Origin of the sequence: Neomoorella sulfitireducens, from assembly GCF_024733845.1 — a bacterium.
In the GTDB taxonomy this organism is placed as follows: domain Bacteria; phylum Bacillota; class DSM-521; order Neomoorellales; family Neomoorellaceae; genus Neomoorella; species Neomoorella sulfitireducens.
The window spans coordinates 1-24,673 of sequence record NZ_JANRHG010000008.1; the positions used below are offsets into that span (position 1 = coordinate 1).

18 protein-coding genes and 4 pseudogenes are annotated in these 24,673 nt (G+C 49.9%); 6 read left to right on the plus strand and 16 right to left on the minus strand.

Annotation, left to right across the window (positions count from 1 at the left end):
- Window positions 1-135 precede the first annotated feature (135 nt).
- The 5 genes and pseudogenes from NWF31_RS09225 to NWF31_RS09245 form a co-directional block, all read right to left on the minus strand.
- Window positions 136-1,362 (minus strand): MFS transporter, encoded by a 1,227-nt coding sequence (locus NWF31_RS09225; RefSeq protein WP_258360213.1) that lies wholly within the window; start codon window positions 1,360-1,362, stop codon window positions 136-138.
- Between the two features lie 52 nt (window positions 1,363-1,414).
- Entirely contained in the window at window positions 1,415-2,545 is a 1,131-nt protein-coding gene (locus NWF31_RS09230; protein ID WP_258360214.1) for a flavodoxin family protein, read from the minus strand.
- A 520-nt stretch (window positions 2,546-3,065) separates the two neighbouring features.
- A pseudogene (locus tag NWF31_RS14985) lies at window positions 3,066-3,353 on the minus strand (DUF1015 domain-containing protein); the annotation flags it as partial.
- Window positions 3,347-3,634: a hypothetical protein gene (locus NWF31_RS09240; protein ID WP_258360216.1), complete on the minus strand. Its 288-nt coding sequence runs from the start codon at window positions 3,632-3,634 to the stop codon at window positions 3,347-3,349. The gene NWF31_RS09240 and the pseudogene NWF31_RS14985, both read right to left, overlap by 7 nt.
- 462 nt (window positions 3,635-4,096) lie before the next feature.
- A complete protein-coding gene (locus tag NWF31_RS09245; RefSeq protein ID WP_258360328.1) occupies window positions 4,097-5,464 on the minus strand; it encodes a TrpB-like pyridoxal phosphate-dependent enzyme in 1,368 nt (455 codons plus the stop codon).
- A 17-nt stretch (window positions 5,465-5,481) separates the two neighbouring features.
- Between NWF31_RS09245 and NWF31_RS14795 the strand changes: the two genes are divergently transcribed.
- The 5 genes and pseudogenes from NWF31_RS14795 (at window position 5,482) to NWF31_RS09260 (ending at window position 7,009) form a co-directional block, all read left to right on the plus strand.
- Window positions 5,482-5,793, plus strand: coding sequence for a phosphorylase family protein (locus tag NWF31_RS14795; RefSeq protein WP_340674370.1), 312 nt, complete (start codon window positions 5,482-5,484; stop codon window positions 5,791-5,793).
- Complete coding sequence (locus NWF31_RS09250; protein WP_340674372.1) at window positions 5,730-6,131, plus strand: phosphorylase family protein; 402 nt, start codon at window positions 5,730-5,732, stop codon at window positions 6,129-6,131. Before NWF31_RS14795 ends, NWF31_RS09250 begins: the two co-directional genes overlap by 64 nt.
- A 53-nt stretch (window positions 6,132-6,184) precedes the next feature.
- Window positions 6,185-6,301, plus strand: a pseudogene (locus tag NWF31_RS14990) (aminofutalosine synthase MqnE); the annotation flags it as partial.
- Between the two features lie 163 nt (window positions 6,302-6,464).
- Window positions 6,465-6,671, plus strand: a complete 207-nt coding sequence (locus NWF31_RS14995) for a hypothetical protein (protein ID WP_422880271.1) — start codon at window positions 6,465-6,467, stop codon at window positions 6,669-6,671.
- 167 nt (window positions 6,672-6,838) lie between these two features.
- The gene (locus NWF31_RS09260; protein WP_258360218.1) at window positions 6,839-7,009 is read left to right on the plus strand and encodes a hypothetical protein; all 171 of its coding nucleotides are present in this window, start codon (window positions 6,839-6,841) and stop codon (window positions 7,007-7,009) included.
- A 7-nt stretch (window positions 7,010-7,016) separates the two neighbouring features.
- Here NWF31_RS09260 and NWF31_RS09265 read toward each other — a convergent pair whose 3' ends face one another.
- Window positions 7,017-8,402, minus strand: a complete 1,386-nt coding sequence (locus tag NWF31_RS09265; protein ID WP_258360219.1) for an MATE family efflux transporter — start codon at window positions 8,400-8,402, stop codon at window positions 7,017-7,019.
- Between the two features lie 15 nt (window positions 8,403-8,417).
- A complete protein-coding gene (locus tag NWF31_RS09270; protein WP_258360220.1) occupies window positions 8,418-8,894 on the minus strand; it encodes a MarR family winged helix-turn-helix transcriptional regulator in 477 nt (158 codons plus the stop codon).
- A 351-nt stretch (window positions 8,895-9,245) separates the two neighbouring features.
- On the opposite strand from NWF31_RS09270, the pseudogene NWF31_RS09275 reads away from it, so the two are divergent.
- Window positions 9,246-10,034: pseudogene (locus tag NWF31_RS09275) on the plus strand (serine hydrolase).
- Between the two features lie 68 nt (window positions 10,035-10,102).
- Here NWF31_RS09275 and NWF31_RS09280 read toward each other — a convergent pair.
- The 9 genes and pseudogenes from NWF31_RS09280 to NWF31_RS15000 all read right to left on the minus strand — a co-directional run.
- Window positions 10,103-10,513, minus strand: a complete 411-nt coding sequence (locus NWF31_RS09280; protein ID WP_258360221.1) for a putative toxin-antitoxin system toxin component, PIN family — start codon at window positions 10,511-10,513, stop codon at window positions 10,103-10,105.
- On the minus strand, window positions 10,510-10,782 hold the full coding sequence (locus NWF31_RS09285) for an AbrB/MazE/SpoVT family DNA-binding domain-containing protein (protein WP_258360222.1): 273 nt from the start codon (window positions 10,780-10,782) through the stop codon (window positions 10,510-10,512). The genes NWF31_RS09280 and NWF31_RS09285 overlap by 4 nt, the downstream gene beginning before the upstream one ends.
- A 356-nt stretch (window positions 10,783-11,138) precedes the next feature.
- Window positions 11,139-12,713, minus strand: a complete 1,575-nt coding sequence (locus NWF31_RS09290) for an MBL fold metallo-hydrolase (protein ID WP_258360223.1) — start codon at window positions 12,711-12,713, stop codon at window positions 11,139-11,141.
- 50 nt (window positions 12,714-12,763) lie between these two features.
- On the minus strand, window positions 12,764-13,687 hold the full coding sequence (locus tag NWF31_RS09295; RefSeq protein WP_258360224.1) for a nuclease-related domain-containing protein: 924 nt from the start codon (window positions 13,685-13,687) through the stop codon (window positions 12,764-12,766).
- 391 nt (window positions 13,688-14,078) lie between these two features.
- Entirely contained in the window at window positions 14,079-14,609 is a 531-nt protein-coding gene (locus NWF31_RS09300; protein WP_258360225.1) for a DUF4020 domain-containing protein, read from the minus strand.
- On the minus strand, window positions 14,606-17,695 hold the full coding sequence (locus NWF31_RS09305; RefSeq protein WP_258360226.1) for an SIR2 family NAD-dependent protein deacylase: 3,090 nt from the start codon (window positions 17,693-17,695) through the stop codon (window positions 14,606-14,608). Before NWF31_RS09305 ends, NWF31_RS09300 begins: the two co-directional genes overlap by 4 nt.
- 568 nt (window positions 17,696-18,263) lie before the next feature.
- Entirely contained in the window at window positions 18,264-18,461 is a 198-nt protein-coding gene (locus NWF31_RS09310) for a hypothetical protein (RefSeq protein WP_258360227.1), read from the minus strand.
- Window positions 18,462-18,800: 339 nt separating this feature from the next.
- On the minus strand, window positions 18,801-24,311 hold the full coding sequence (locus NWF31_RS09315) for a metallophosphoesterase (protein ID WP_258360228.1): 5,511 nt from the start codon (window positions 24,309-24,311) through the stop codon (window positions 18,801-18,803).
- A 144-nt stretch (window positions 24,312-24,455) separates the two neighbouring features.
- Window positions 24,456-24,672, minus strand: a pseudogene (locus NWF31_RS15000) (IS3 family transposase); the annotation flags it as partial.
- Window position 24,673: the final 1 nt, after the last annotated feature.

Consider the following 24,673-nt stretch of genomic DNA (forward strand, 5'->3'; position numbering starts at 1 on the left):
GTTGCTTCATTCCTTCTTTTTTTAATATGAAATTAACTGAAGTAAGGGTTAAGGCACCGGATGGCGGTAAAGTTGCTCCAAAAGCGGGAGACCTGATTGAGGTGTATTCGTAACGAATACGGCCACATACCCTTTTTAGGCACCAGCGTCTTTACCCGGTGAGATATCAATTCTTGCCTTGCTTTGTGCTGCTAGAATGGTAGCAATTACAGCCAGAACTACTAGTATAACTGTGATTACGCTGTACAGGAACCGTGTGGCAGGATTATTAGTTATCATAACTAACAGGCTAATTGCAAATGTTGAGGCAAAAGTTCCTAAAGCGTTAGCAGCAAACATGTATCCTGCCGCCATTGTCTTATGGGTCTTGGGCACAATTGAGGTTACATGGTTATTCATATACGGGTTGACTATAGCTCCGGCAAATCCCATCAAACCCTGGGAGACAACTACATAACTTAGTTGACGGGCAATGGCCAGCAAGAATGCAGACACTGCCTGGAGGAGAATAACGGATGGCAACAGGTATTTCTTAAACAATTTAAACGCTTGGCCAAATAATAAACCTGCCAGGAAACCGCAAATATTTAGAACTGACAGCAAGAGGCCCATGGTGGCCGGATTCCCCAATTTTTCATCCATAATGAAAAGCGGTGTCTTTTGGGCTTGGGCTCCTATGCAGATGGTAAGAACAAAAGCGATAAAAATCAGAGCATACATTTCCAATGGCAATTTAATTTTAGGTAAAGCTTCTGCCCGGCCTTCTTCTGGCCCGGGTCCACCCTTAAGAGCTCCGGGTTTAATGCTGGGGAGAAAGACCAATTCCAGGATGAGAACAATCGCAAACATGAGGTACAACAAGTAGGTTAAGCGCCAGCTAACTACCGCAACGAATCCGGCAACGGCTGTCAGCACTGCAGAACCAAGGCTACTTATAGCTTGGCTATATCCCATGAGCGACGCTTTTTCGTGGGGGTCTTCGAAAAGTTCGGCAATAAGCCCCATGGCCAGGGGGGCACAGAAGCCAACGCCAATACCTAATATGGCCCTCATTGCAAGGATCCAGTATATATTTTCGAAGAGAGCAGGACCAATGCCTCCAATGATGTAGATAATCAACCCAATTGTTAATAACGTCTTGCGATCGTATTTAAGAGATATTTTGCCAAGAACAATATTAAATATGAACATTGTAATTACCGGCAATGTCATTATCAATCCAATTAATGTAAAATCTGTATTAGGAAAAGCCTGATTGATAGCCCCTAACGTAGGCATGGCGATTGCGGACGTTTCTACAGGAGCCAAGCTAAGCAGTAAAATGGTTAACTTTAAATATAGCGAGCTACTCCTGTTATCCATTTTTCTTTCCCCCTTAGCATAAGATTAAAATGTTGTCTTCTCCAGGCCCAAATCAATCTTCTTCAGGTACAAAGCGAGGAACGTTTTGTTTCTTAAAGACAGGGTTGTCCCAACCCACTTTATCTAATGGTACCAAACGACGGAATTTCCCTTCTGCCTCTGCTTCGGCCAGGTGTTTTAGGAAACCATGGTTTTCTTTTTCCTGCAAGAAAAATCCATATAATTTTAGATGAATGTCTTCGATATTTAGCAATTCTATAGCATCTTTCGGGCAGATTACCCAGCACAGGTCGTCCCCTTCACAGTTACGCTTAATTACAGGCGAATCCCCTGAAAAATCTATACTATTCATCGCGCAGTGATCCACGCAAAGTGTGCACTCAGGGTAAATACACTTCGTCATATCAATTCGCTTTTGTGTCAGGCTGCGCCAGCGTATTTCAGGGTCCATTTCGATAGCATCTTCCGGGCACATCCTGTTACAAAGGTTGCAGTTTATACAGTTTTTCCTGAATACCGGCCCCTTGGCAGAGGATGTAATAGCGTGCACCGGACAATTATCAAGGCAGAGAGTACACTCGGGATATTTACACTTTTCCCGGTCCACCCACCGTTCCGGTATGACCGCCCCTTCCGGGGGCAAAGCCGGGCGAAACAGCGGGTCGGCCTTCGCGCCTTTGGGTATTGCAGGAATTAAATCCCTTTCGCCCGCGGCTATCCTGCCAGCACGTTCGGCCATCTCTCTGCCGAAAGCCTCCGCTTCCTTCAGGTCGATTTCGTCGGGATGCCCGTCGGTAAAATAGGGTTTAGGTGCATGAAGTACCTGTTCTACACCGCCATACCAATTGCCCCAGCCAATAATGCTCAAGCCTTTTTTCTGCAATACCGGCATCATGCTAAAGAAAATGCCCATTGGATCAGCACCATGAGAACAGAAAGTAAAACACATTTTCCCGTCTAACCGGGGCATGTTGTAGATGAAAAGACGGACGTTAGCGGGCTCGCGAAAGTACCATATAGGTGCACCGATACCGATTACATCATAGCCTGCTACGTCTTGCGGTGAGATCTCTTTGACCGAAGCAAGATCGGTCTCTATTATTTCTTTCATTCCCCGCCAGATCGCTTTCGCAATCTTTTTCGTGTTTCCAGTTGCTGAATAATATACCACTAATCCTTTCATAAATCTGCTTCTTGCCTCCCTCAGGTAAACTTTACTGGTATCACTTTACAACTGGTCTGCCAATGATACATAATGCTGTGTTTTGCTATTTTTTACCTCCCCATAAATAATTTTATTTATTGTTATAGTTTATAACCATTTATATAGTTTGTTAGTTTCTTTATCTAATATCATTGTTTAATCAGTTAATTTTTTATTACATCTAAGTTCTAATCTGTCTTTGCATTTTAATTTAACTCTTATTGTTATGCTATTTTTTTATTTATACCCTCTAATTCCATCATAGCAACGACTTTTTAAAAGTGTAATGCCATTTTTGTATATTGATTATCTTTTTACTGCATAATACTTCCAAGTTCGAAAATTGCTAGGTAACAAATTTTGCTGCCTGACGCAAGAAAAAATAGGCCTCCTGCGCTACTGGGGGCTTGCGGAAAAACTTGCCGCCGGTACCGCCCGCCGGGATAATAAAGCAGGCCCCGTTGTAGAGACAGGGGGCCTGCTTGAGGTGTTTTAACTTTCAATCCAGGGAGTGGATAAACAAGCCGCTTCTTAGCTTGGGCTCAAACCAGGTGGATTTGGGCGGCATTACTTCCCCGGCGTCAGCTATGTTCATTACCTCCTCAACCGTGGTGGGAAACAGGGCGAAGGCGACGGCCATCCCTTCTTGCACCCGGCGTTCGAGCTCTTCCAGCCCGCGGATGCCGCCGACAAAATCAATCCTTCTGTCGGTCCGCGGGTCTTTAATGCCCAGGATGGGCCCCAGGATATTATCCTGGAGGATCGATACGTCCAGGCTTTCTACCGGCCCCAGCCCTCTGGTGATCTCCTCCCCGGCGAACAGTTTATCTCCATACCGTCTGCCCCAGCCGCTCCTTTGTTGCTTTCTACCCGGTGCAGGGCACGGAGCATGTTGCTCCGCTCTACTACCTTCTCCATCAGGTCGGTACAGCCTCCGCAGGGTGGCTCCCCTATTCGTGCCGGAGAAGGACTAGGCGCTCCCACGGTCCCCCGCAGTTTCACCGCTTCCTCCCGCGGGTAGCTCCCTCTCGGGATTTTCGGCTGTCTTCGCCCTCCTCTCGAACTCATAAAGTGCCTCCTGTCCTTATGTTCGGTCCTTCCCCCTCTTCAGCGCCTAAAAGGGGTACTATGACCTCTGCTGACTCCTGCCAGTTCAGCCGCACCTTTCAGTGCGGGTTACCAGGTTACCTGGCCTACCTGGCAGGCCTCCCCGGGTAAGAACGTTGACTTTCCCTCCATCCACCCGCCGCATATACTCTCAGCAGCCTTCGGTAGCAAGGATTTCGCTTTGTTTCGCAAGCTCATCCAACTGCTGCTAGCCTCCTATGCGGTTCCTATTCGTCGGGCCGGAGGTTTGCCGCCGGCTTCCTTCGGATTCCGCCTCACGACGGACACCCTTGCCTCAAGCTAACGACTACTGCTACCTTCGTCGTTCGGGACTTCCACCCTATAGCCAACGCCCATGCCGGGCACACAAAACAAGTCCCCGGCCGGTGGCGCCGGCCGGGGACTTGCAAGGAATGATTTAACTTATTTTTCCTGCCGGTTAATTCGCGGCTTTGGATAATCCTGCAGCACTTTCAGGTTCTCTTTGATTTCTTCATCCGACAGGTGGTATTCTACCAGCTCGCCGTTTAAGAATTTGTCGTAGGCCGCCAGGTCCAGGATGCCGTGCCCGCTGAAGCAGAAGAGTATTACTTTCGGCCTGCCTTCTTCCCTGGCTTTGAGGGCTTCTTCAACGACTGCGGCGATGGCGTGGTTTGTTTCCGGGGCCGGGATGATCCCCTCGGTGCGGGCAAATAGAACCCCGGCTTCATAAGTTTTTATTTGATCGATCGCTCTGGGTTCCACCAGCTTATCGAGCACGAGCTGGCTGACCAGGGGGGCCATGCCGTGATAGCGCAGGCCGCCGGCATGGATGGGTTTGGGCACGAAATTATGGCCCAGGGTAAACATGGGAAGCAGGGGCGTGGTGGCTGCCGTGTCGCCGAAATCATAGGCAAAAGGACCTTTGGTCATGCTGGGGCAGGCCGCCGGTTCTACGGCAACGATACGTACGTCTCTGCCGTAAATCTTATCCCGGACGAAGGGGAAAGAAAGACCGGCAAAATTACTGCCGCCTCCGGCACAGCCGATAACCACGTCGGGGTAGACACCCGCTTTTTCCATCTGCCGCTGCGCTTCCAGCCCTATCACCGTCTGGTGCAGCATGACATGGTTTAACACGCTTCCAAGGGAATATTTGGTATTCTCCGAGGTCACGGCGTCTTCGATGGCTTCGCTGATGGCAATGCCCAGGCTGCCCGGGGTGTCCGGGTTTTCAGCCAGTATTTTCCTGCCGAAATTGGTATCCATGCTGGGACTGGCCACGCACGTGCCGCCCCAGGTCTTCATCATCAGGCGGCGGTAGGGTTTTTGCTCGTAGCTCACCTTTACCATGTAGACCTTGCACTCCAGACCAAACATGGCGCAGCCGAGGCTCAGAGCGCTTCCCCACTGGCCGGCGCCCGTTTCGGTGGTGAGCCTTTTTACTCCTTCCCGCTTGTTGTAATACGCCTGGGCAATGGCTATATTGGGCTTGTGGCTGCCGGCCGGGCTTACGCTCTCGTTTTTATAAAAAATTTTCGCCGGGGTGTCCAGGTATTTTTCCAGGTTGTATGCCCGCTGCAGGGGGGTGGGGCGGTATAGCAGCAGCTTTTCTAAAACTGCTTCGGGTATTTCAATAAAGCGTTCCTGGCTCATTTCCTGCTCAATGAGACTCATGGGAAAGATGGCGGCCAGGTCCTCGGGCTTTACAGGCTCGCCGGTAGCCGGGTGAAGCGGGGGCTGGAGAGGATTGGGCATGTCGGCCTGGATATTGTACCACCTGCGGGGCATCTCGCTGTCAGCCAGGAATATTTTTCCTGGCGGCTAAAATGCACGGGCGGATTCCCGGCGTCTCCTGGGGCGAAAGTTCCCAGCGCTTGTTCCACGCCTTTATGCAGGCCAACGTGCGGAAGATTATCGCCGAGGGCGGGGTGGGAAGCGTCAATCACATGCTGGACCCCCAGGATATTGTAGTGGTAACCGACTACATCGATTTTTCCATGCGCCGGGATGTGGGGCTCCAGGAGGGCTACCTGTCGATAATGCCCGGCCGATCTGCCCTTCCCTGCACAGGACCCTGGTCGAAACGGCCAGGGAGGCTCCCCTTGGGCGAGTCTTTGACCGCGGCGTCTACCTGGTGACGGACGGGCGCCACTTTGAAAGCGCGGCCGAGGTAAACCTTTTCCGCCAGTGGGGGGCGGACGTGGTGGGCCAGACCCTGTGCCCCGAAGTCTACCTGGCAAGGGAAATGGGGGCCTGTTATGCCGGCATTTACCTGGTTGTAAATTACGGGGAGGGCGTGGTGAAACCCTGGGAGCACAGGGAGCTGGAGGAGATCTTTTTTGCGGCGGCTCCGGCCTTCGGCCGCATCGTCCTGAAGGCCCTGGGGCGGGTAACCCTGGACGACGACTGCGGCTGTGCCGACCTGCGGAAGCCCACCCTCCTGCGCCCGGAAAATACAGGCAAGCGCCCGTTATGAAAGGAGTTTGACCGGTCTTGTCCACCACTGCAGCAGAATATATCCGCCGGGAACTGGACCGCGGGGAGCTGGCGGGGATAGCCGCCAAGGTGGAGGCGGGGGAAAGGCTTACCAGGGAGGACGGCATCCGCCTCTGGGAAAGCAAGGACCTCTTTCTCCCTGGGAACCTTCCCCAGGCTGCTTTTCTTCCTGGGCCTGGCAGGCATTTTCCTGTTTATCCGCCAGGAAGCAGCGACTTCCTTTCCCCTGCTGGACGTCCACCTGTTTAAATCCAGTTCTGCCTTTACCTTTTCCAACCTGGCCGCCCTTATCAACTACAGCGCCACCTTTGCCGTGGGCTACATCCTTTCCCTTTACCTCCAGGTGGCCAGGGGCCTCGATGCCCAGGCGGCCGGGATGATCCTGCTGGTCCAGCCCGTGGTGCAGGTGCTGCTCTCGCCCCCGGCCGGCCACCTGTCGGACAGGATCGAGCCGCGGGTCGTGGCCTCGGCCGGTATGGCCCTCACCTCTTTTAGGCCTGTTCCTTTTCTCCCTGTTTAACGCCCGGACCCCCATCGCCCTGGTCGTCGCCAATCTCATCCTCATGGGCTTCGGCTTTGCCCTTTTTTCATCCCCAAACACCAATGCAGTTATGAGCGCGGTGCCCAGGGCTTATTACGGCGTCGCTTCTTCTGGGCACCATGCGCCTTCTGGGGCAGTCCTTCAGCATGGTAATCGTGGCCGTGATCTTCAACTTTTATTTAAAAGGAAACCAGATTAACCCGGCGTCAGCCCCCCTGCTGGTCTTAAGCATGAAAGTGGCCTTCCTGGCCTTTGCCGTTTTTTCTGTGGGCGGCATTTTCGCCTCGTTAGCCCGGGGGCAAATCCACCACCGGTAAGCCGGCGCTAGATCTTGCCCGGAGCCACCTGCGCGCCGGGGAGGGGTTTTTCCATGGATAACTGCTTCATCTCGCGGAAAATGAACACGGCCGTTACCACGGCCGAGAGGCCGTCGGCAATGGGGGCAGACCGCCAGACGCCGTCAATACCCCAGTAGCTCGGTAAAATAAGCAGCAGCGGGATAAAAAAGAGGAACTGGCGCGAAAGGCTCAACATGGCAGATTGGGTCGCTTTGCCCACGGCCTGGAAATAATGGGCACAGACAATCTGGAAACCTATTATAAATACCATGCTGAAAAATACACACATGGCGCCGGCAGTCATACCGGTAAGAACCGGGTCGCCTTTGGTAAATATAGCGGCAATCTTATCCGGCCAGAGGCGCATAACCAGGTAACCGGTTACGGAAATGCAACTTGCAGCCGCCGCCGCTTTTTTCAAAGTAGCCCTGACGCGATCATAACGGCGGGCGCCGTAATTGAAGCCGATCAGGGGTTGCGCTCCCTGACTTATTCCCAGGATAGGCATGAAAAATAGCGTGATGATGCTCATAAGTATTCCTACTGCCGAAAGGCCCAGGTCACCGCTGTAGGCCAGGACGGTTTTATTCAGAATCGCCTGTTGCAGGCAACCCGCCAGCTGCATGGCACAGGGGGCAAAACCTATGGCAACGATGTTCAGGACGACCGGCAGCCGCGGCAGGAAGTTCTTTAACTTTAATTTAATCAGGCTGCGGCCGGTTAAATAATAACTCAATACCCAGAGGGTGGCGAATAACTGGCCCACGACGGTGGCCAGGGCCGAGCCCCTGATGCCCATTCCCAGGTGGAAAATGAATATATAGTTTAAGACCCCGTTGATCAGGGCGCCCAGCACCTGGGTGGACATGGCCATGACGGGATTGCCTTCCGCCCGGATAAAATTGTTCATGCCCATGCCAAGGCTGCCGAACGCGGCACCCAGCATGATTATATGCATGAAGTCGCGGGCATAAGGCATAACCTCGTCGCTGGCCCCGAAAAGTCGCAAGAATGGTTCCGGGAACGCCAGGTAGATAAGGGAAAAACCCAGGGGCAGCAGTACCAGCAGGGTAGTAGCGTTGGCGGCTACCTCTTCCGCTTCTTCTTTTTTTTGTTCCCCCAGCCGGATGGAAATCAGGGCCGTGGCCCCCACCCCGACCAGGAGCGACAGGGCCATCAGGATAATCATCAGGGGAAAAGCCACAGTCGTGGCGGCAATGGCCAGGGGCCCTACCCCGCGGCCAACGAAGGCCCGGTCGATAACATTGTACAGGGCATTTGAGAGCATACCCACGATGGCCGGCCAGGAAAAGCGCCACAGCAGACGCCCCACAGGGGCAGTTTCCAGTTCCCGCGATCGTCTTGTATTCACTGCTGCATCTTCCTTTCACAAACGTTCGATTATCGCTATCGCCTTTTTTAAATTCGTTATTAATTCTTCTACGTCTCTCCTGTCCAGTTTCTTGAGCATGTGGAAGAGTATCTCCTGATGGGCGGAAATGACCTTTTCCATGTGAACTTTGCCCTGGCCGGTAAGTAAAACTATATTTTTCCGGCGGTCGCCGGGTGCGTCCACCCGGGCAACGTAGCCCATCTTTTCCAGGGAATCTATAAGGGTAGTAACCCCTCCCTTTTCCATGTCAAGCTTCTTGCTGAGCTCGCTGGGGGTGGCCTTCCCCTCGCAGTAAAGAAAGGCAATAAGCCTTTCCTGGTTCTTTTTCAGCCTGGCATCCCCGCCCGCGCCGGCGCGGAAGGCGCGCAGGAATTTCTTGTGGTGCAGGCCGGTAAACCTTATCAGAGTCCTGTGCAGTTCCCTGGCCAATTCCATATCGATACCTGTATCTTTACCCGGATCAGGTCCCAAAATATTTACCTCCCTGAGGTTTATACCCGCCTTCATTCATACCTGAATATTCTCCTCGATTTTAGTTAGAATTATTACAGTATGAATTCTAACATATTTTGAAGGTAAAAATCAATTATATTCCATCCGGCTTTACTGCCTTCGAGATAAACCCGCGGCCCTGTAAACTGCTTGGTTCGCTTTGGTAATTGTTCCTACCATACTTGCAGGGCAATTCTGGGTATAATACCTCTCTAGAAAACCTGTACCGGAAGGATAGGCGGCAAAGTGCGAAAAATTTTTACCATAGTTTTCTTTACCGTTTTTTCTTTATGCATGCTAACTGCATGCCAGGTTTTGCGGAAACCCCTTATGGGTCCAGATTATTCACCCCTCCGGGAAGAATTAAGCGAGTATATCAGTACCCAGGGTGGTAGAATCGGGATCTATTTTTGCGACCTCTCCTCAGGGGTCAGCTTTGGTATAAACGAGCACGAACCTTTTGCCGCTGCCAGTTCTATCAAAGCTCCGATAGTACTGTATCTTTTCCAGCAGGTGGCGGATGGCAAAATCAGCCTTGATGAAAAAATGGCCTACCAGCCGGAAACCGACTACAGCGGCGGGGCCGGGGCCATCTAGTTTTTTGCCGGTGAGGGCACCCTTTACTCCCTGGGAGTGCTTGCCAACCTGGCCATTACTCTGAGTGATAATATCGCCTGGAGAATGCTGGATAGACGTCTCGGCAGGGAAAACATCGCCAATTATTTGCGCTCTATTGGCGGCAGGACGGTTTACCCGGACGGGCAGAATATCTCAACCGCCCGGGATATGGGGATTTACCTGCAGGAGCTGTTAAATTTTAAAAATAAAAATCCGGAACTGGGCGAGCGCTTGCTTGATTACCTGTCCCATACGATCTGGGACCAGGATGGGATACCCGGCGGCGTACAGGAAGGGGTGCGCGTGGCCCACAAGGTCGGTTCCATTTACCAGGTAGCCAATGATATCGGCATCGTCTTCCTGGAAAACCGCCCTTACATTTTGACGGTTTTAACCCAGGGCCTGGACGACCGGTTTTGCAGTAATCGCCATGATTTCAAACCTCGTTTACAGGTACCAGAAGAAGTTTGCTTAGTTTCCTTATCTGCATATGGCAGATAAAATACCAGGTTATATCAAATGGTATAAAAATAAGGGCTTTTGAGCAAACCTGTAAGCCGAGTTACAGATTATTCAGACAGGTGCTTTAAAGCCTCAGTGGTGGTCATGACTTTTATTAAAGAACTTACTTCAGGGGTATGCAGGTCCAGATCACCGCTGACAAAAATGTCAGGCCGGGCTTCAATAGCAGACGCAAGAATGGCGGCATCTTTGGGATCTCTTATGATGGGACGAGCCTTAGACAGATACGCAGGAGAAGGCATGGATATATATTCTACATTAAGAAAAGATAATAGTTTATCGAAGGCCGGGACATGGGCAGGAAACTTGCGCCGCAAAACTTCTTTAGTTTCTTCAGCAATATAGCTGCTCATTACCAGGATTATCTGGCGTTGATGGATAATTTCAAGCAAACGACGTTCAGGCCCGCGGAAGACCATCCCGGATATAAGAATGTTGGTGTCGAGCATTACCCTCATTGGCCTTCACCATAAAGCTCTTTCATGAGGCGCTCGCGTACCAACGTTATTTCTGCATCCAGCTCCTGCCTGGTAAACCCTTTTGTACGGGCTTCAGCTTCAAGCTCTTTAAAGATAAGGTCCAGTGAGGAAACCGGCTCCAGGACGACTTTATTGCCATCGACATAAATACGCAGCCTGGTATCCCGGGTGATCTGGAGTTTTTCCCGCATTTCTTTGGGTATGGTTACCTGCCCGCGTTCAGTGGGTTTAACGAATTGTTCTTCCACTGTGATACCTCCCCTCTTATAGTATGATATCAGGAATTCTTACCGTAAGCAATAAGTAAACAAACCTGGTATGATGCTCATATATGTGCCCGAAACTCAAAACGTTTCTCTCTTAACTCAATCCACCCGCAAGAATCCACTACCCAAACTCCTCCCCCACTCACATCATAATCAATATAAAAGAACCCTGGCAGTAATCTTCCAGTTGGTTTTCGGGAAGTATAAATGTCTTTAGTATTGCCCATTTCCTGTCAAGAACGCAGAAGCAAAACACTAGCAGCTGTCTATAGCGATTAAGTCGCCGGATACGTCCACATCGGCCATATCCCTTCATCCTTGTTAGCCCTTAACCTGCTCTAACCCACAGCTACGCTTTGCCCTTTCTGCGGGAATACCACCGGGTATCTTCCCTCAAAGCGGTGGAAGAAGTCCGGGTTTTCTGTATGCACGGGTACCAGCATCCCCGGTTTTATTGTCTCTATCATTTCTTCCAGCCCTGGCCCGTGAATGTGGCCGCTGGCGTGGAAACCTGATTTTTCCCTGTCACGGCCCAGGGTGCCGTAGAGGTGGAAGCCGAAGAAGTCTATCCAGTTCCGTACACGCCGGTGGTCGATCAGCATCTCCTCGTCAAAGGCCTCGCTGGAGGAATAGATGTAAGTCCCCCCGCAGGGTTCTATGTCCAGCAGGGCGTGGAAGTCATAGTAAGAGAAGCAGAGTATGTAGCTCCCCTGGTCGGAATGCACCGCCCGGGCATCTACTACTCTTTCCGGTGCCCTGGCTTTAAATCTCTCCAGGAGCACCTCTTCCCATTTCTGGCGCACAGCCTTCGGGCGAACGTAGAGCATTATCCGTTCCTCAACGCAGGGATCAGGTACACCCGGCTCTCCCGCCGCCCGCAGGGCCTCTAAAAGGTAGACGTCCTTCGTCGTGAGTACCAGCCGGCGACCTGTATCCCCCGCTATCTCCAGGAAGGACAGCAGCCGTTCTATATTCCTGGGACCGAAATCGGCAATTACTAAACCGTCCGACTTCCTGATAACCTCCAGTGAATTGGCCAGGACTTCATCTTCGGTGACGGGCTTTTCCGCTTGAGGATGAGTCCCTTCACATATCAAAACGGCCGGCTTCAGGGCGGCTGCTTCTTTGATAAACTGCCTGGTGAGGAAGGCTTTTTTCCCGTGGAGCCGGAGATCGCCGGTGTAAACCACCCAGCCAGCAGTAGTCTTGATGCCGAAGGCTCCCGCGCCGGGAATCGAGTGGTCTACCGGCCAGAAGCGAACGGTCAGGCCGGCGATCTCAATTTCACCGCCGCAGGCCTGGAGGGGCCGGCAATTTAGCCCTCGCGAACTGTCACAGCGTGCCCAGAAGGCAGAGGCTTCGCCTGGTATAGCGGCTTTATCGTAGAAGGCCCGGTAGGTACGCTGTTCGTGAGGACAATTCCGGTAATAAGTAGCCCTGAGCATGCCGTCTTTAAACTCGCGGCGCACAGTGTAGCATATTTCCTGGAGCCTGGAACCCCCGCCGGTGTCCTGCAGGGCTTTGCAGGTGAGGGCGCTCGTCAGGCCGGTAAATACGGGCAAATCTTCCCGCAGGTATGAAAAATGCCCGCAGTGGTCATAGTGGGCATGAGAAAGCAGGATACCCTGTACTTCCACCTCCCGGAACAGGTTGTGGCCGGAATATTTATCCCAGACGCCCGGGTACTCGAGATCAGGACGGTACAGGCCCTTCAGTGGCGGCAGGATGCCCAGGGCCAGCAGGTCAAAGAAACCAAAGATGGATCTGGGGATTAAAAACTCGTCGAAGTACATGCCCTCGGCCTTGAAGTTGGTGCCGAAATCCAGCAGGAGGGCGGCACCACCATCCTCCAGGAGGATCTTGTTGCCGCCAATGCAGCCGGCGCCGTCGTAGAAGGTGAGGTTGACTGGCACGGAAATCACCTTTATTTAAAAAATGCAGGTTAGTTAGTTGAGTATCTGTTTTAGCAGTATTTTTTCTGGCTTTGGCCAGGGAGGACGTAAAAACACCACCATCCTACCTCACGCTTATCCGAAAAAAGCCTGGATACAGTCCTGCCTCTATTTATGTACATCTCCCGCACCAGCGCCGCCTTTTCCTCCAGACCTAAGACTCGTATGCATTTCTTCCCCCGCTGTATTTCAACTTTTTCCATACATTCAACTCCAAAATGCATGCACAGTGGTTTGGCATCGCTAAGGGCTTTTGCCACTTGTTCGATTTGATCTGGTGAAAACGTTGCTTTTTCTTTTGCACAACGGCGCAGATATCCCACTAATCCCGCTCCATTATTGAAAACTGGCATAGAACACTCTTCAGCCTTAAGCCACTGGCATCGAGTAAATAGAACCACCGGAAATATGTTATTTTCTAAGTCTCCCGGTAAATCTGAGCCCAACCCTTTAAGCCAATCTGCAAACAATCGCTTGTGACGCAGGTTCTGCTTTGTGGGGCTTTCGCAGCGCACCCAGGAATTTCCCTCTTTCCGTTTCCACATGTCTTTATAACCAAGGAAAGCCCCTTCCCAGGCTTTTGTCTCGACCAGGAATATTCCTGGCGGGCCGATGAGCACGTGGTCTATCTGGGCGAACTCATTTGGCTCTGGCTCTAATACAACATCATTAACTATTACCCAGCTATTAGACAAAAGTAGCCAGAAGTGCAGAAAGGCGTTGTCCTCCCCACCTTCTCCCTTGGCCTCGTCCCGGGCCTGCACCGCATTAAACCGCCACTCCGCCAGCGGCCTGACAGCCCACCTTATCCATGAAGGAACTTCCTCATTTATACGCTCGTGCATCTCTCTTTTCTGGCGTTCAATTTTCTCCTGGATTTTTTTTCGAAAAAGCTCTTTAATCTCGCGATTTTGTTTAACTATACGAGCTGGCATTATCTAGTACTTCCCTTCTGTTGATTGTAAATAGAATTGACCCACCGGGGAACAAAAATAAAATAATAAGCTTAAAGTATTGATAGGGTAGTCTTGTTGTCGAATTAATAGCCTTTTGCTACTTTCAGTTTCCCTTTGAACCGATAGCTAGTGCCGTTGAGTTTAATCCTTTATACGCCATCTATCCATCATTCATTAGAAGTAACATTAATTGCTTGCCAATACTCTGACGGGCAGTAAGTTTATCATGATAAACTTAACTTGCTAAAATAATTACTTTTTTCTATTAATGTTTCATTATAGGTTTCGATAATCACGTTTTTCGCCACTAAACCATGTTTTACTAAAACTGCAAAAACACTTTAATACAGTGAGGATCCCTTCCAAATTATCACAAACATCCTAGACGAATTAATTGCTCGTTCAGCGGCCTTAATTTTTCAGGCGACAAATTAACTGTTAATATCTGCTCATAAATCTTTTTTACTTCTCCACACCAATAGAAAGGCAAATCAGTTCCCGAAAGTAGAAAAACTAGAAGTTTAGTAACATCCTCTGGATATTTTTTGGCTATTTCTTTCTCACTTAACCGGTAATAAAAAGTTCCTCCCTCGCGCTCTAACCTGGGAGTTGGCCCAGAGACAATCTTTTCAATCACTAATGGGAAAACCGGCTCCAGTTCGAGGGCCCAATTCACCATAGTACCAGCCTCACCTGGACTCAGGGGTACAGGAATACCGAGAAAACGGTTTTCCCAGTACTTATCTATCCACTTCCCCCATAGTTGGCTAACAGCCTCCTTGGGCAAAGAGGAAAGTTCATAACTTATTTTATTGCCCCATTTTATTCTTTCATCTTCATTGGCAGCATCAAGGCATTTACTAAGCCAGCCATTTATTAGTGGATTTATTGAACTTCTCATGCTATATTAGCTAGATGCTCATAGAGCCGTTCACGTATCTTCTCAGGTTCCGCAGGTAACTCCTGAGATGCTTGTTCATACAAAGGTAGTAGTTCTGGCAAATACGCCTCGCTCCACTTACCCCAGAAAAGATAACCATGCCAGGCCTGCTCTGCTATCCTAGGATTACCACTCCAATCGAGTAAAGGAATAATGTTTTCGCGGGTCCAATCACTATCAAGGGCAAACAAAAAATGTAGCTGACTGGCAAGCAGTACCCTACCCATTTCTGCCCCGACCGTTTGCCCCGAGAGAATGCATGCAAACCTGTTCTTATATTCTTCTGGCAGTGATACCCACCCGTTTCCTTTTTCCTTTCGATGCCTGGCAAGAGCATGCAGCCAGAACTCGGTAAGCTTGCCTCCAACGTGATTGATAGCCCGCGTCCACCAATCTTCCGTTTCTATAACAGCTTCATTTTCAGTTGTTATAAAGAGTAAATCAGCACAGGCTTCTGCACGACCCAAGAGCGAAACAGGTAACCCGCGCTCATCTTTGACTCCGCTGAGGAATAATTCGGCCACTTTGTAGCCGAATCGCCGTAGCAGTTCGGGGTGGCTCTTCAGTAACTCCAGTACCTGTTCCCACTGGGCTGCATCTTTAGAAGCAAACTGCCAGCCTTGAATAATAACGCCCCACAGGTCGGTTGTCCACTTACCCCTCGCCTTAAGTTCTTCAACCAATTTCCAGCCCCAGGTAAACGATTTTGCTACCGCTTCTTTAAGTGTATACAATAGTCCTTCCCGGTCAGGACCGAAAAATTCTTCTCCCTGATACGTAAGCAGAAACTCGACTATCTCGTGAGGAGGCCTGGCAAGAAGCTCATCGGTTGTCAGCGGACTCTGCGGGCTATGCCAATCCACAGATATACTTCTATCTAGATCAGGATGCTCCCTTGGTTTAAAATCGGGGTATTTTTCGCTGAGTTCCTGAAGCTTCCCGGCGGCCAACGTGCAATCCGGCGCTACCTGATTTAACCAAACAACAAGATTATAAACTTCATAAGGCCGTATTTTTCGCTCATCGTCCTTATCATATTCCAGGTATTGCTCTGCCTGATCTAAGAGTTGTTGACGCACAATTCCATTGGCCAGCAGGTAGGCAGTCTTAAGCAGTTGAAAAACTTCGTGCTTCAAACCGTAGGCAAAAAGAAAACCTTTTTCCAACAGCCACCCAAGTTTTTCGTCTGGCTGCAGGTAACTGCAAACCCTTATACCATGAACCGCCAGCCTCTTGAGTAAGGGAACATCTGAGGCAGCCCATTCCTCTATAATTTTGTTAGCACCCTCATGGTTGTTGGCAACCAGCCACTCTAAAACATCCCTGGCGGCGTTGATTAACACGTCTACATTCCTGGGATACTCGTCCTGCTCATGGGGCTCTATAGCAATTCGGCTAAAACTCATCGGATCCCATTTGTTGTCAGCGCTTCCAACACTACATACGAGACGGTGAGCCTCCCGCAAATGGGCGGTAAGTATTGCTTCCAATTCATCTGCGAGGACATTTAGATTAGATTTGAATAGCCCATTCCACGCTCTTTCTAGCCAGTAAAACTCACCGGGAATGGTTATCTCAAAGTTAACCTTTCTGTGGTCATCTTGAATTACCAAGGGAATGTGGGGTTCAAGAATGAACATGGGTTCGGTCAGCTTCCGAAACAAAAGCAAAGCTGTAGTAATATCTTGTGGATACCGACAACGATCCAGTATAATGCTCAAGATATCTCTTGTCCGCCTTTCAATTTGCGGAATGGATTGAAGCAATAAGGAAACCCATTTACCCAAAACCGCCGAATCTAGCGGTTGTTTAGGATAAGTTAGCGCATGGGCTATCCGCCACCAAAGTACGGGTGAAAATGTCAGACCTTGTCTGTGGACTACAGCCAAAGCCTCCTCAGCATGATCAAGGGCAAATTTATCCGTAAACCAATCAGCAAAAACCGGTGCTAGATCGTCTGCAGTTGTTTCCAGCATAAATAGCGGTTTAATCACATTCTTTTCCTCAACCCAGCGCAGCCATTCCGGTGTTTTGGCGTACCTAGAGAAAATTCGTGCCCTGGCCGGGTCTCGCAAAGTTTCTAAAATATAGTCAACTTTTTCTAATTCTATTGGCGTTGGTGGTGCATTTTGTACAATCTCCTTAATGCGTTGCTCATGTTCTATAAGACCCATCTTGGTCCTTGTTGCCCAGGCTTCTACGGCTTCGATCAAAGCCTGATGGTTTATATCTTCCTTTGTGTGAGGATAAAGAATGGGCTCTATACCTCTGAGTTTCCACTTCTCCCGTTCTTCTTCACCTATATCTTCTGGTACCAAGGCAAACCGCAAAGATTTGGGAGGCAAACTCCTGCCGATATATTCCATTATTTGGTCATTATGGCTATAACCGACAAAAAGAACTACATAACCTCCCAAAACTTTGTGTAAGCTGGTATTTGTAATGGGTGTTGTGAAGGTTTGATCGCCTGTGATCCCAAACAATCCTTTGAGAAAGCCGGTGGCCCACCCTTCAGTGAGGTAGGCGCGACCGAAGTCGCCATCGGTTAGAATTAATTCCTCGGCCTCTTGATCTACACATCCATGCAAATAAACGATGCCATTAAACCGGTGGCCCAGGGGCAGCGCCGGCGCCCAGTATACCGGAATTTTATTATCGCCAAAAAGCTCGCTGGCTGCCGTGGAAAAATGCCGGTCGAAGTTGGTAGTAACAACTCGGACTTCTTGTGGGTTACGGAATAACGATAAGAGCTCATAATGCAGCTTGGTTGGCTTTGCATCCGGACGGGTTAATATTTCTCTTACTATCTGATGCACGCGTACGCCTTTCTTCTTAAGCCGGCCAAAAAAGTGGTCAACTGGTTCCGCTTTTCCTCTGATCAATGTTTGTGCCGACCTGCTCATTACTTCATCGGCCAGTCCCTCAAAGTCCGGAAAATTGGAGGGAAAGCCTTTGGAAATCCCGGCTCCAGCAAAGATAACCAACCTGCCTTCTCCTTGGGCTGTGATCAGCTCTCCAGGTAAATTAACATGCGCATTGATCCACATCACAGAACCTCCAAGAGCCTGTCTTACCTTCCCAGGAAATCGCCTAAATACAGCACTAGGTAGGCATCCATCATCCGATATTGGTAATCCCACAATTCACCGTTATGTTTTTGCGCTATCGCCATTATGTCCGGTAAATCAAAGTAATTAAACACGGCTCGCGGAAGGTTAGTTAAGGAGATTTGGGGTGAACCTAGTATCTCAGAAGCTAAGAGCCGCAGCATAATAATGGCCTGTTCCTCGCTAACCTGCATCTTCCTATATAAGACCAATCGGCCGTCCAGTCTAGCTACCACGCCGAAATATTCAAGGGTCTATATAAAGGCCCCCGCAGAACGAAGCACTACGTCTCTTTCTCCAAAGCTTTCTGCCATCTTGGCTTTGAGAAATCCCAACCTGATTTTGCTACCATAATCGTAAAGCCGGAAGATGTGGTCGGATATATCCTTCTTAATACCTCTGTCCGGGCTACCAGGTAAAAAAGGTAAACTGGTGTCATAAAATCTAGGCCATGCTGCAGGCTCAAATCCTTCAATACCAGATTCAGCTTTACCTTGGTCTTGTTTTGTTAGTCGCGTAAAAAGCAGCGAAAGAGAACGGTACGAACCTTGCGCTTGCCTTCCCGGCCTGTCAATTCTTTCACTATCTGCTCAAAAGGAACATTCAATTCTGCCAGTCGCTGGCCTGGTCTGGCCAGGAGCAGGCTTTCGTAAATCCAGTGCGGCCTGAGCGGCCGGTCAAAGCCAATTATAATATTTCTCGACAATTGCTTTCCTCCCGTTAAAGTTCGGATGGATACCCCTACCCCTTCATCAAATTTATCCCTGCACTTCGATAAAGGGAATAATAACTTCTTCTATGTGGATACCGCCGTGGCTGATCACCGTTTCTCCCTTTGGCCCAAACATCTCCCTACCGGGCGGAAAGACGGCCACCGTATCTCCAAAAAGACTGCTGTTTTCATATACAATTAGGTTTTTCCCCGCTGCAAAATTCTCTGCCAGAAGCTTATTGGGGAATAACAGCGCCCACCTGGCATTCTCTTCCAACAGCCAGACCGCAAAGTGATTCGGATTAAGTCCAAAATATCATTCAGAGTTACTTCTTAGGCTGTAGTATTTTGTCTTGCTAAAGCGGCCAACAAGTGGCATAACATGCGAACCTCGGGTTGCTCTGACTGAAGGCCTTTGAATATTGTAGTTCGGAATACTTCTATTGGTATACGATTCCATATTGGCTCAATAAGGTAGTAAACGTCGTCAAGTTGATGCCTCCTAGCCCCATATCCAAAGTGCAAGATTTTATGAAGCCCATAAAAGAACACTCCAACGCTTAAATCATCTACTGACTCCCCGATCATCCAGGCTATGGAAGGTAATAAAACGCGTGCTAAGCCGTCTTCCTCATGCAAAGGTTTGTGGTTTGCTAACGTGTATAGCCCGCGCTGGACAGCCCGGCGAACGATTTCCAAGTGGTTCTCAGCATCTTCAACTATCCAATTAACGAAGCGCTCGAGGAATTCCGGCCATTCGAACCCAAACTCGGCAGTCGCCACTTGGTCGAACATCGAGTCTATCTCCATATCGGAGAGTTCTGCCTTATTGGCAAGCAACAACATAACCCGGATTGATTCGTCGCCGTACTCTAAAGTCCCAAGAGTCCGCAACTCCGAGATGAACTTTTCACGTGCTTCGGCATTGTTGCGTATGTGCTGGTATAGTTTCCTTTGCACAGTAATCATCCTGCGGTAGAGCGGCTCAAGACGATTATCTACTGCTGGCCGCCACCAATGGGTTAAAGACGCCAACCGAAAGAGATTTATTGTCCCATAGCTATAATATTCGGCCAAAACACTGAACCAACCGCCCCAATGTCCAGCCCTGTAGTAGTGCGTCAAGCGTTCTGGCTGTAGATCATCAGCTAGTAACCGAAGCTCAAGGAGGTTGAAGAAATCGGGGTGTAATTCCTCTGATGGCAGTAGGGCATTATCAATCCTGTTCTCCAAGTCGGACAATGTAAGAGACTCGCTTGACAAGTTAACCTCTGCTTCATTCCCTTGTCGCTCAACTGCATTCGTATACTCAGGCACCGCACCACCAAGGCGGGCGACCATGCAAACCGTGATTGCCCCTTCAATCGAGCTACTGGAGGAGAGCAACAGTTGGCGAAGTCGGTCATCGCTGACTGCACCAAAACAGTGTCCGAGCAATCCGAGCATTTGGCGTGCGTGCACCGAGCGAGGATTCATTATTCGCGGGTCATCAAGGAATTCTACAGCGGCATTACAAATTCCAAGTTTACAGGCAGGATCATCTATCGCCAACTCATACAACAGCTCGCCAATTTGCTCAATCTCAAAGGGAGATAATACATCCCTTGCAAAAAAGCTAGACCATATAACTTTCTTCCACGCGCTGGGATCCTCTAGCGTCCGGATTAAGAGGAAAAGAGCCGGTTCCTCCTCACCTTTACCACCATACTCGGCGCTCACTTTCGTGATCGTCCGAAGATATTCATCGTCTTTGGCAGCTAGTTCTCGTTCTTTAAGTAACATACTCAGATTCATAGAAGAAATTGAAATCAGCAGGTAAGCTCTGGCTCGCTCTTCAAGTGTCAGCCTTTGGGAGTGGTACGTCAGAAGTTCAGCAGCTGCTGCCTTAGCTATTTTCCTTTCAGTCCCAAGTAATGCCCGGACCAAATGAGGGTATGCCCGAGTATCAGCGAGAACAGGGCGGTGCGCTGGGCTAACATCCCTGGGTAAATTGAAATCAACAAAACGATGACCCTTCAGGAACCCATCTACTAGCTGTGCCCACTCGGATTCGCTCAGGTCGATCCCGTTACGGTAAAGAAGGAGTAGAGAAAAAACCCGTGCTCTTTCGCTCCATTCATTATAGCGGGCGCGAAGGTAAGATAAGACAGAGGGGCCAAATCGAAGACGTTGAGCGTATGCCTGCCAGTTTAAAACGCCAGTCTCATAAGTTCCATGAATCGCAATTTCAAGTGCCTTTGCCTCGCTGTCAGGAAAAACTGTGGCCAGCACGCAAGCTGTACGTTTCCTGACGTTTGGATCAACAGAATATAATTGATCTCGCAGCGCGGCAGTATAAACCGCACCGTGCCTACCATTTAGCAGGTCGCCAAGGCCTTGCCGTATTTCAGGGTAACGCGACAGGATATAGTCGTTCATACCGGCGACGGCACGACAAAGCCATTCTGGTCTTGGTTCCTCCATACTGAGGAGACAACCGATCAGAATTCTCCACTCACTGGAGTGGCGGAGATCAAATCTAGTAGCTTCAGGGTCAAATTGATCGACCAGCCATTTGAGGGCTTGCTCTCCACCGCTCACTATTAGCTTTCTAAGAACAACTTCGCCTTGTTCAACTTTGCCACCGTCATGAAGTCCCCGAAGAAGAGCCGGAGCCAGCTCGCGCCAGCCATCTTCCCCCATTTCGTAGAGGACGCATGCTGCAACACAGGCCAATTCACTATCTTCGGATGACAACCAGGCTTTAAGGAGAGCCCGAACGCGTTCGCGGGAGACCCTACCCGCCCAAGTTGACCAGGCTGCAGCAACAGTGCTATTGGCTCTTTTTCCATAGCCGCCCTTGATAGCCGCACGTAAGATATCCAGCGGGGGTAAGGCAACAGGTTTCAGCGTTAGCCATATTTCCGCGGCCGGTCCGCTAGATTCATACCCAGCGCGAGCAGCCTTTCCCAAGGCGTCCAACACTTCTTTTATATGGCCGGACTCCACTTCCCTAAATATCGCAGACCTGGCTCTATCCTGCAACGGGCCTCTCCAGAGCAACTCAATGAACAGTTCAACTCGTTGCTTCACCGGAAATGCTTGAGGTAACATAAGCGCAATGGACGCCAAGATCCGCTTGCTGGCATAATAGCCTACGGCCATGTGGGCCGGAAGGATCGTTAGCAGTCGTTCCCTAATTGGAGTGGAGATATCATCAGGATGCATCGCTACCCAATAGCTCAGAATTTCGCCACCCAATTCGTAGATGTAATCCGAAACAGGTTTGGCCGGGTCCAGGTATTGTTCCCAAAACCAAAGCATGCCCTCATCCCCAGCCAGCTGGATAGTCCGTGCCAGGCACTGGGCCGAATAACTACGATCATCCCTGAAAACACGAAGGGGCCGAAATTCTAAACTTGAGAATTGCTTTAACACATGGGATGCAAGGTCCCGGTCACCAGCTTCGGCAACGATATACGCTGCCGCAGGGATATTCCGGCTTTCATTCAGAAGTCGGGATAGATAGCCAGCAAACCATTCCCGGCAAGGTTTAACCCTGTTGGTTCGGCGCGCCAGGGTAGCCATAAACGATACAACCCGCCATGGAATATTTAGATCTGGCTCCCCTAGATTGCCAGAAACAAGACGGTAGAAATGATAGGCTGCTAACGCGCACTCAAACAAAGGTTGAACCGGAAAGCTGATTGTTCCATCCTCTTCTATCAAAACCTGGCGGACCAGAAAAGAAACGCCCTGGACGGCGAGGTGCTGGGGTTGTCCTCGGGCTTTTAAGTCCTCTTGAATTGCCAGTTCGAGAGCCTCGCGCCTGACCACTCCATGCTGGGCGAGTGATATTTCCTTGGCTGCCCGCCCGAGCAGGGCGAGCCTGTCCAGTGCAGTTGGATATGCCTGTTCCAGTTCTGGCTCTAATGGTTCGCGTCCTTCCCGGTGACTCCAGGTTATTAGCCGTTCCTCCAGCAAATCAAACAGGAGATCACCCAGGGTGTACTCCTTTAAGGTTACATCTTCTACCAAACGCGGGCAAAGCAGGCGAAGAAACAAAGGAGTGGAGACAACCGCAGCGAGTTCGCTCCTTCTTCTTATAATCGACAGTTGAGTATGTGCTTTTTGTCTGGCGTCCTCTGTCGAACATCCGTTTGATAGTGCAATGTTCTGCAACAATCTAAACATTTCATCTTCGTCAAGGCTCGGTAACTCCAGCAGCTGCCACTCATTGTAGTTGAACCCAATGAGTTCTAAGGGTCTTCCCGTGGCTACTATGCGAACGTTTACCCAATAGTTAACGAGGTCAGACATCCGCTCCAGTAGCTTTCGGGCTGTTGAAGGGCTCAGTTCGTCTAAGCCGTCAAGCACAAGGGTCAGCTCTGTTCTCTGGCGTAGTAAGTCAAGGAGGTGAAAGTCGCCCCGTTCAGGGACAATTTGGCCTTTGATAAACGACGAAAGGGAGTCGAGGGCATCGGCAACAGTGTCAAATAGATAGCCCTTCAGCTTTCCGCCAGGAATGAAAAAGCTTAGCACTCCTTGCTGGCGAACAAGGTAAACGACCAGCTGCGCCGCTAGCGTACTCTTCCCGGCGCCAAGCTCAGCAAAGAGCAGTGTCCTTGAACTGCGCGCGATTGCATTATGCAGACTATCTTTCACTTCTCTGTACTTGGGTGGGATCCGGCCCATTTCGTCCCGGTAGTACCGCTCGTGGCGGACATACGGAGTCACCGAACGTTTAATGGGTTCCGGCAGCTCACCTTCTCTCTGGATCGCCCGGGACTTTTTCTCTATCTCACGTTCGGCGAATCTCGCAGCGCGTTCCTTCAAATCTTCCACAGTGATTCCATGGGTCATATAACGAGGCGCTTCGGGGCCGCCCGGCGACTCTGACTCGTAAAACGGGAAGAACTTGGCTTCGCCCTTAGGACTCCACGGTTTACTAATGGCTCTCCGATCAAATTCGAACTGGTGGAGGGTAAAGCTATGCGACTCGACCTTCAGAAGGGCAAAGTTGTTGAAATGGCCGGCATTCTCAAATGCCGCCCCAGACGTGACGTACCACGCAGCTCCCGCTATTCTGTCTGGAGGCCGGATTCCTCCATGCGTATGTCCAGTCAGGATAATGTGACAGCGCTGGCTCAGGTAGTCCATAGTGCTAGGACGGTTGCTTGTAGCGTAGGGTGTGTGTTCACTAGCATGAAGCCACTCCCGAGGATGGTGGATCAAGGCAATACACGGGACATCTTCTCCTGCATTTGTTTCTTTGATGATCCCCTCTGCCTCAAGACTAATAATGTGAGGCCTGCCTATCCAGAGGTTTCCCCTTTCGCCCTCGCTTTTGCCTTGGGTGAACCACGCCGAGTTCAGCACGATAAATCTGATGCCCTTGTGGGTCCGTGAACCATAAAGGTAATTATCTTCGCCTTTAATCTTAACTGGGGGTATCCCAAAGTCCTTGCAAAACCTAGATAGCGCAGCGAACCGGTTTTGAAAGTGGTCAGGTACTGGAAAAGATAGCCATTCATCAGCTTCGTTGGCATCTGGTGGATAACCAATCCCTCGAATATCCAAATCTGCGTCGTGGTTTCCTGGACATAGAATTATATCATTAGGAGAAAGACTCGTTGCATTGATCAACTGGTTAAGCCATTCGGCGGCTGCCGCGTAGTCACTTTCCTTGCCTGCATACCCGATATCTCCAGAAATGCAGACGATTTCGGGATGCCATTCTTGAGGCAGCGTCATGATGCAGTCGATCAAACTCCTAAGAACGATATCTCGCACATCCAGGCCTGAAACATTGCCCTTTTCAGCCCCGAAGTGCAGGTCAGATAAATGAAGAATAACTACGCTCACGTCCGTCACCCTCTCAAAAATCCAGTCCTGTACCGAACCAGATTAACCCAAGAAAACATGTTAAGTGAAAAAAATGAGGTTACTCCGATAAAATAGACATAGAAAAATATGGGGCCTCCTTCCTGCTTTCATAGTATTTATAGAAGCTTGCTCATATTCAACCGGGAACATATATCCAAGTGCTAAGTGCAGGAGTATTCGGCTGCAAAAGACCTTAATTTATTTAAAATAACCAGCAGGGCTTCCTCCCTTGTCTTGAAACGGCTGCTATAAGTTCCCTTTTCAGTGTCCCAAAGAATAATTACTTACAGGCATTGTCATAACCGTACCCCTTACGGCTCATGCTGGCAATAATTCTATAA

Coding starts and splice junctions, on each gene's coding strand:
- NWF31_RS09225 (WP_258360213.1), bottom strand. CDS start 1,362: ATGGATAACAGGAGTAGCTCGCTATATTTAAAGTTAACCATTTTACTG.
- NWF31_RS09230 (WP_258360214.1), bottom strand. CDS start 2,545: ATGAAAGGATTAGTGGTATATTATTCAGCAACTGGAAACACGAAAAAG.
- NWF31_RS09240 (WP_258360216.1), bottom strand. CDS start 3,634: ATGAGTTCGAGAGGAGGGCGAAGACAGCCGAAAATCCCGAGAGGGAGC.
- NWF31_RS14795 (WP_340674370.1), top strand. CDS start 5,482: ATGCACGGGCGGATTCCCGGCGTCTCCTGGGGCGAAAGTTCCCAGCGC.
- NWF31_RS09260 (WP_258360218.1), top strand. CDS start 6,839: ATGGTAATCGTGGCCGTGATCTTCAACTTTTATTTAAAAGGAAACCAG.
- NWF31_RS09280 (WP_258360221.1), bottom strand. CDS start 10,513: ATGAGGGTAATGCTCGACACCAACATTCTTATATCCGGGATGGTCTTC.
- NWF31_RS09295 (WP_258360224.1), bottom strand. CDS start 13,687: ATGCCAGCTCGTATAGTTAAACAAAATCGCGAGATTAAAGAGCTTTTT.
- NWF31_RS09300 (WP_258360225.1), bottom strand. CDS start 14,609: ATGAGAAGTTCAATAAATCCACTAATAAATGGCTGGCTTAGTAAATGC.
- NWF31_RS09305 (WP_258360226.1), bottom strand. CDS start 17,695: ATGTGGATCAATGCGCATGTTAATTTACCTGGAGAGCTGATCACAGCC.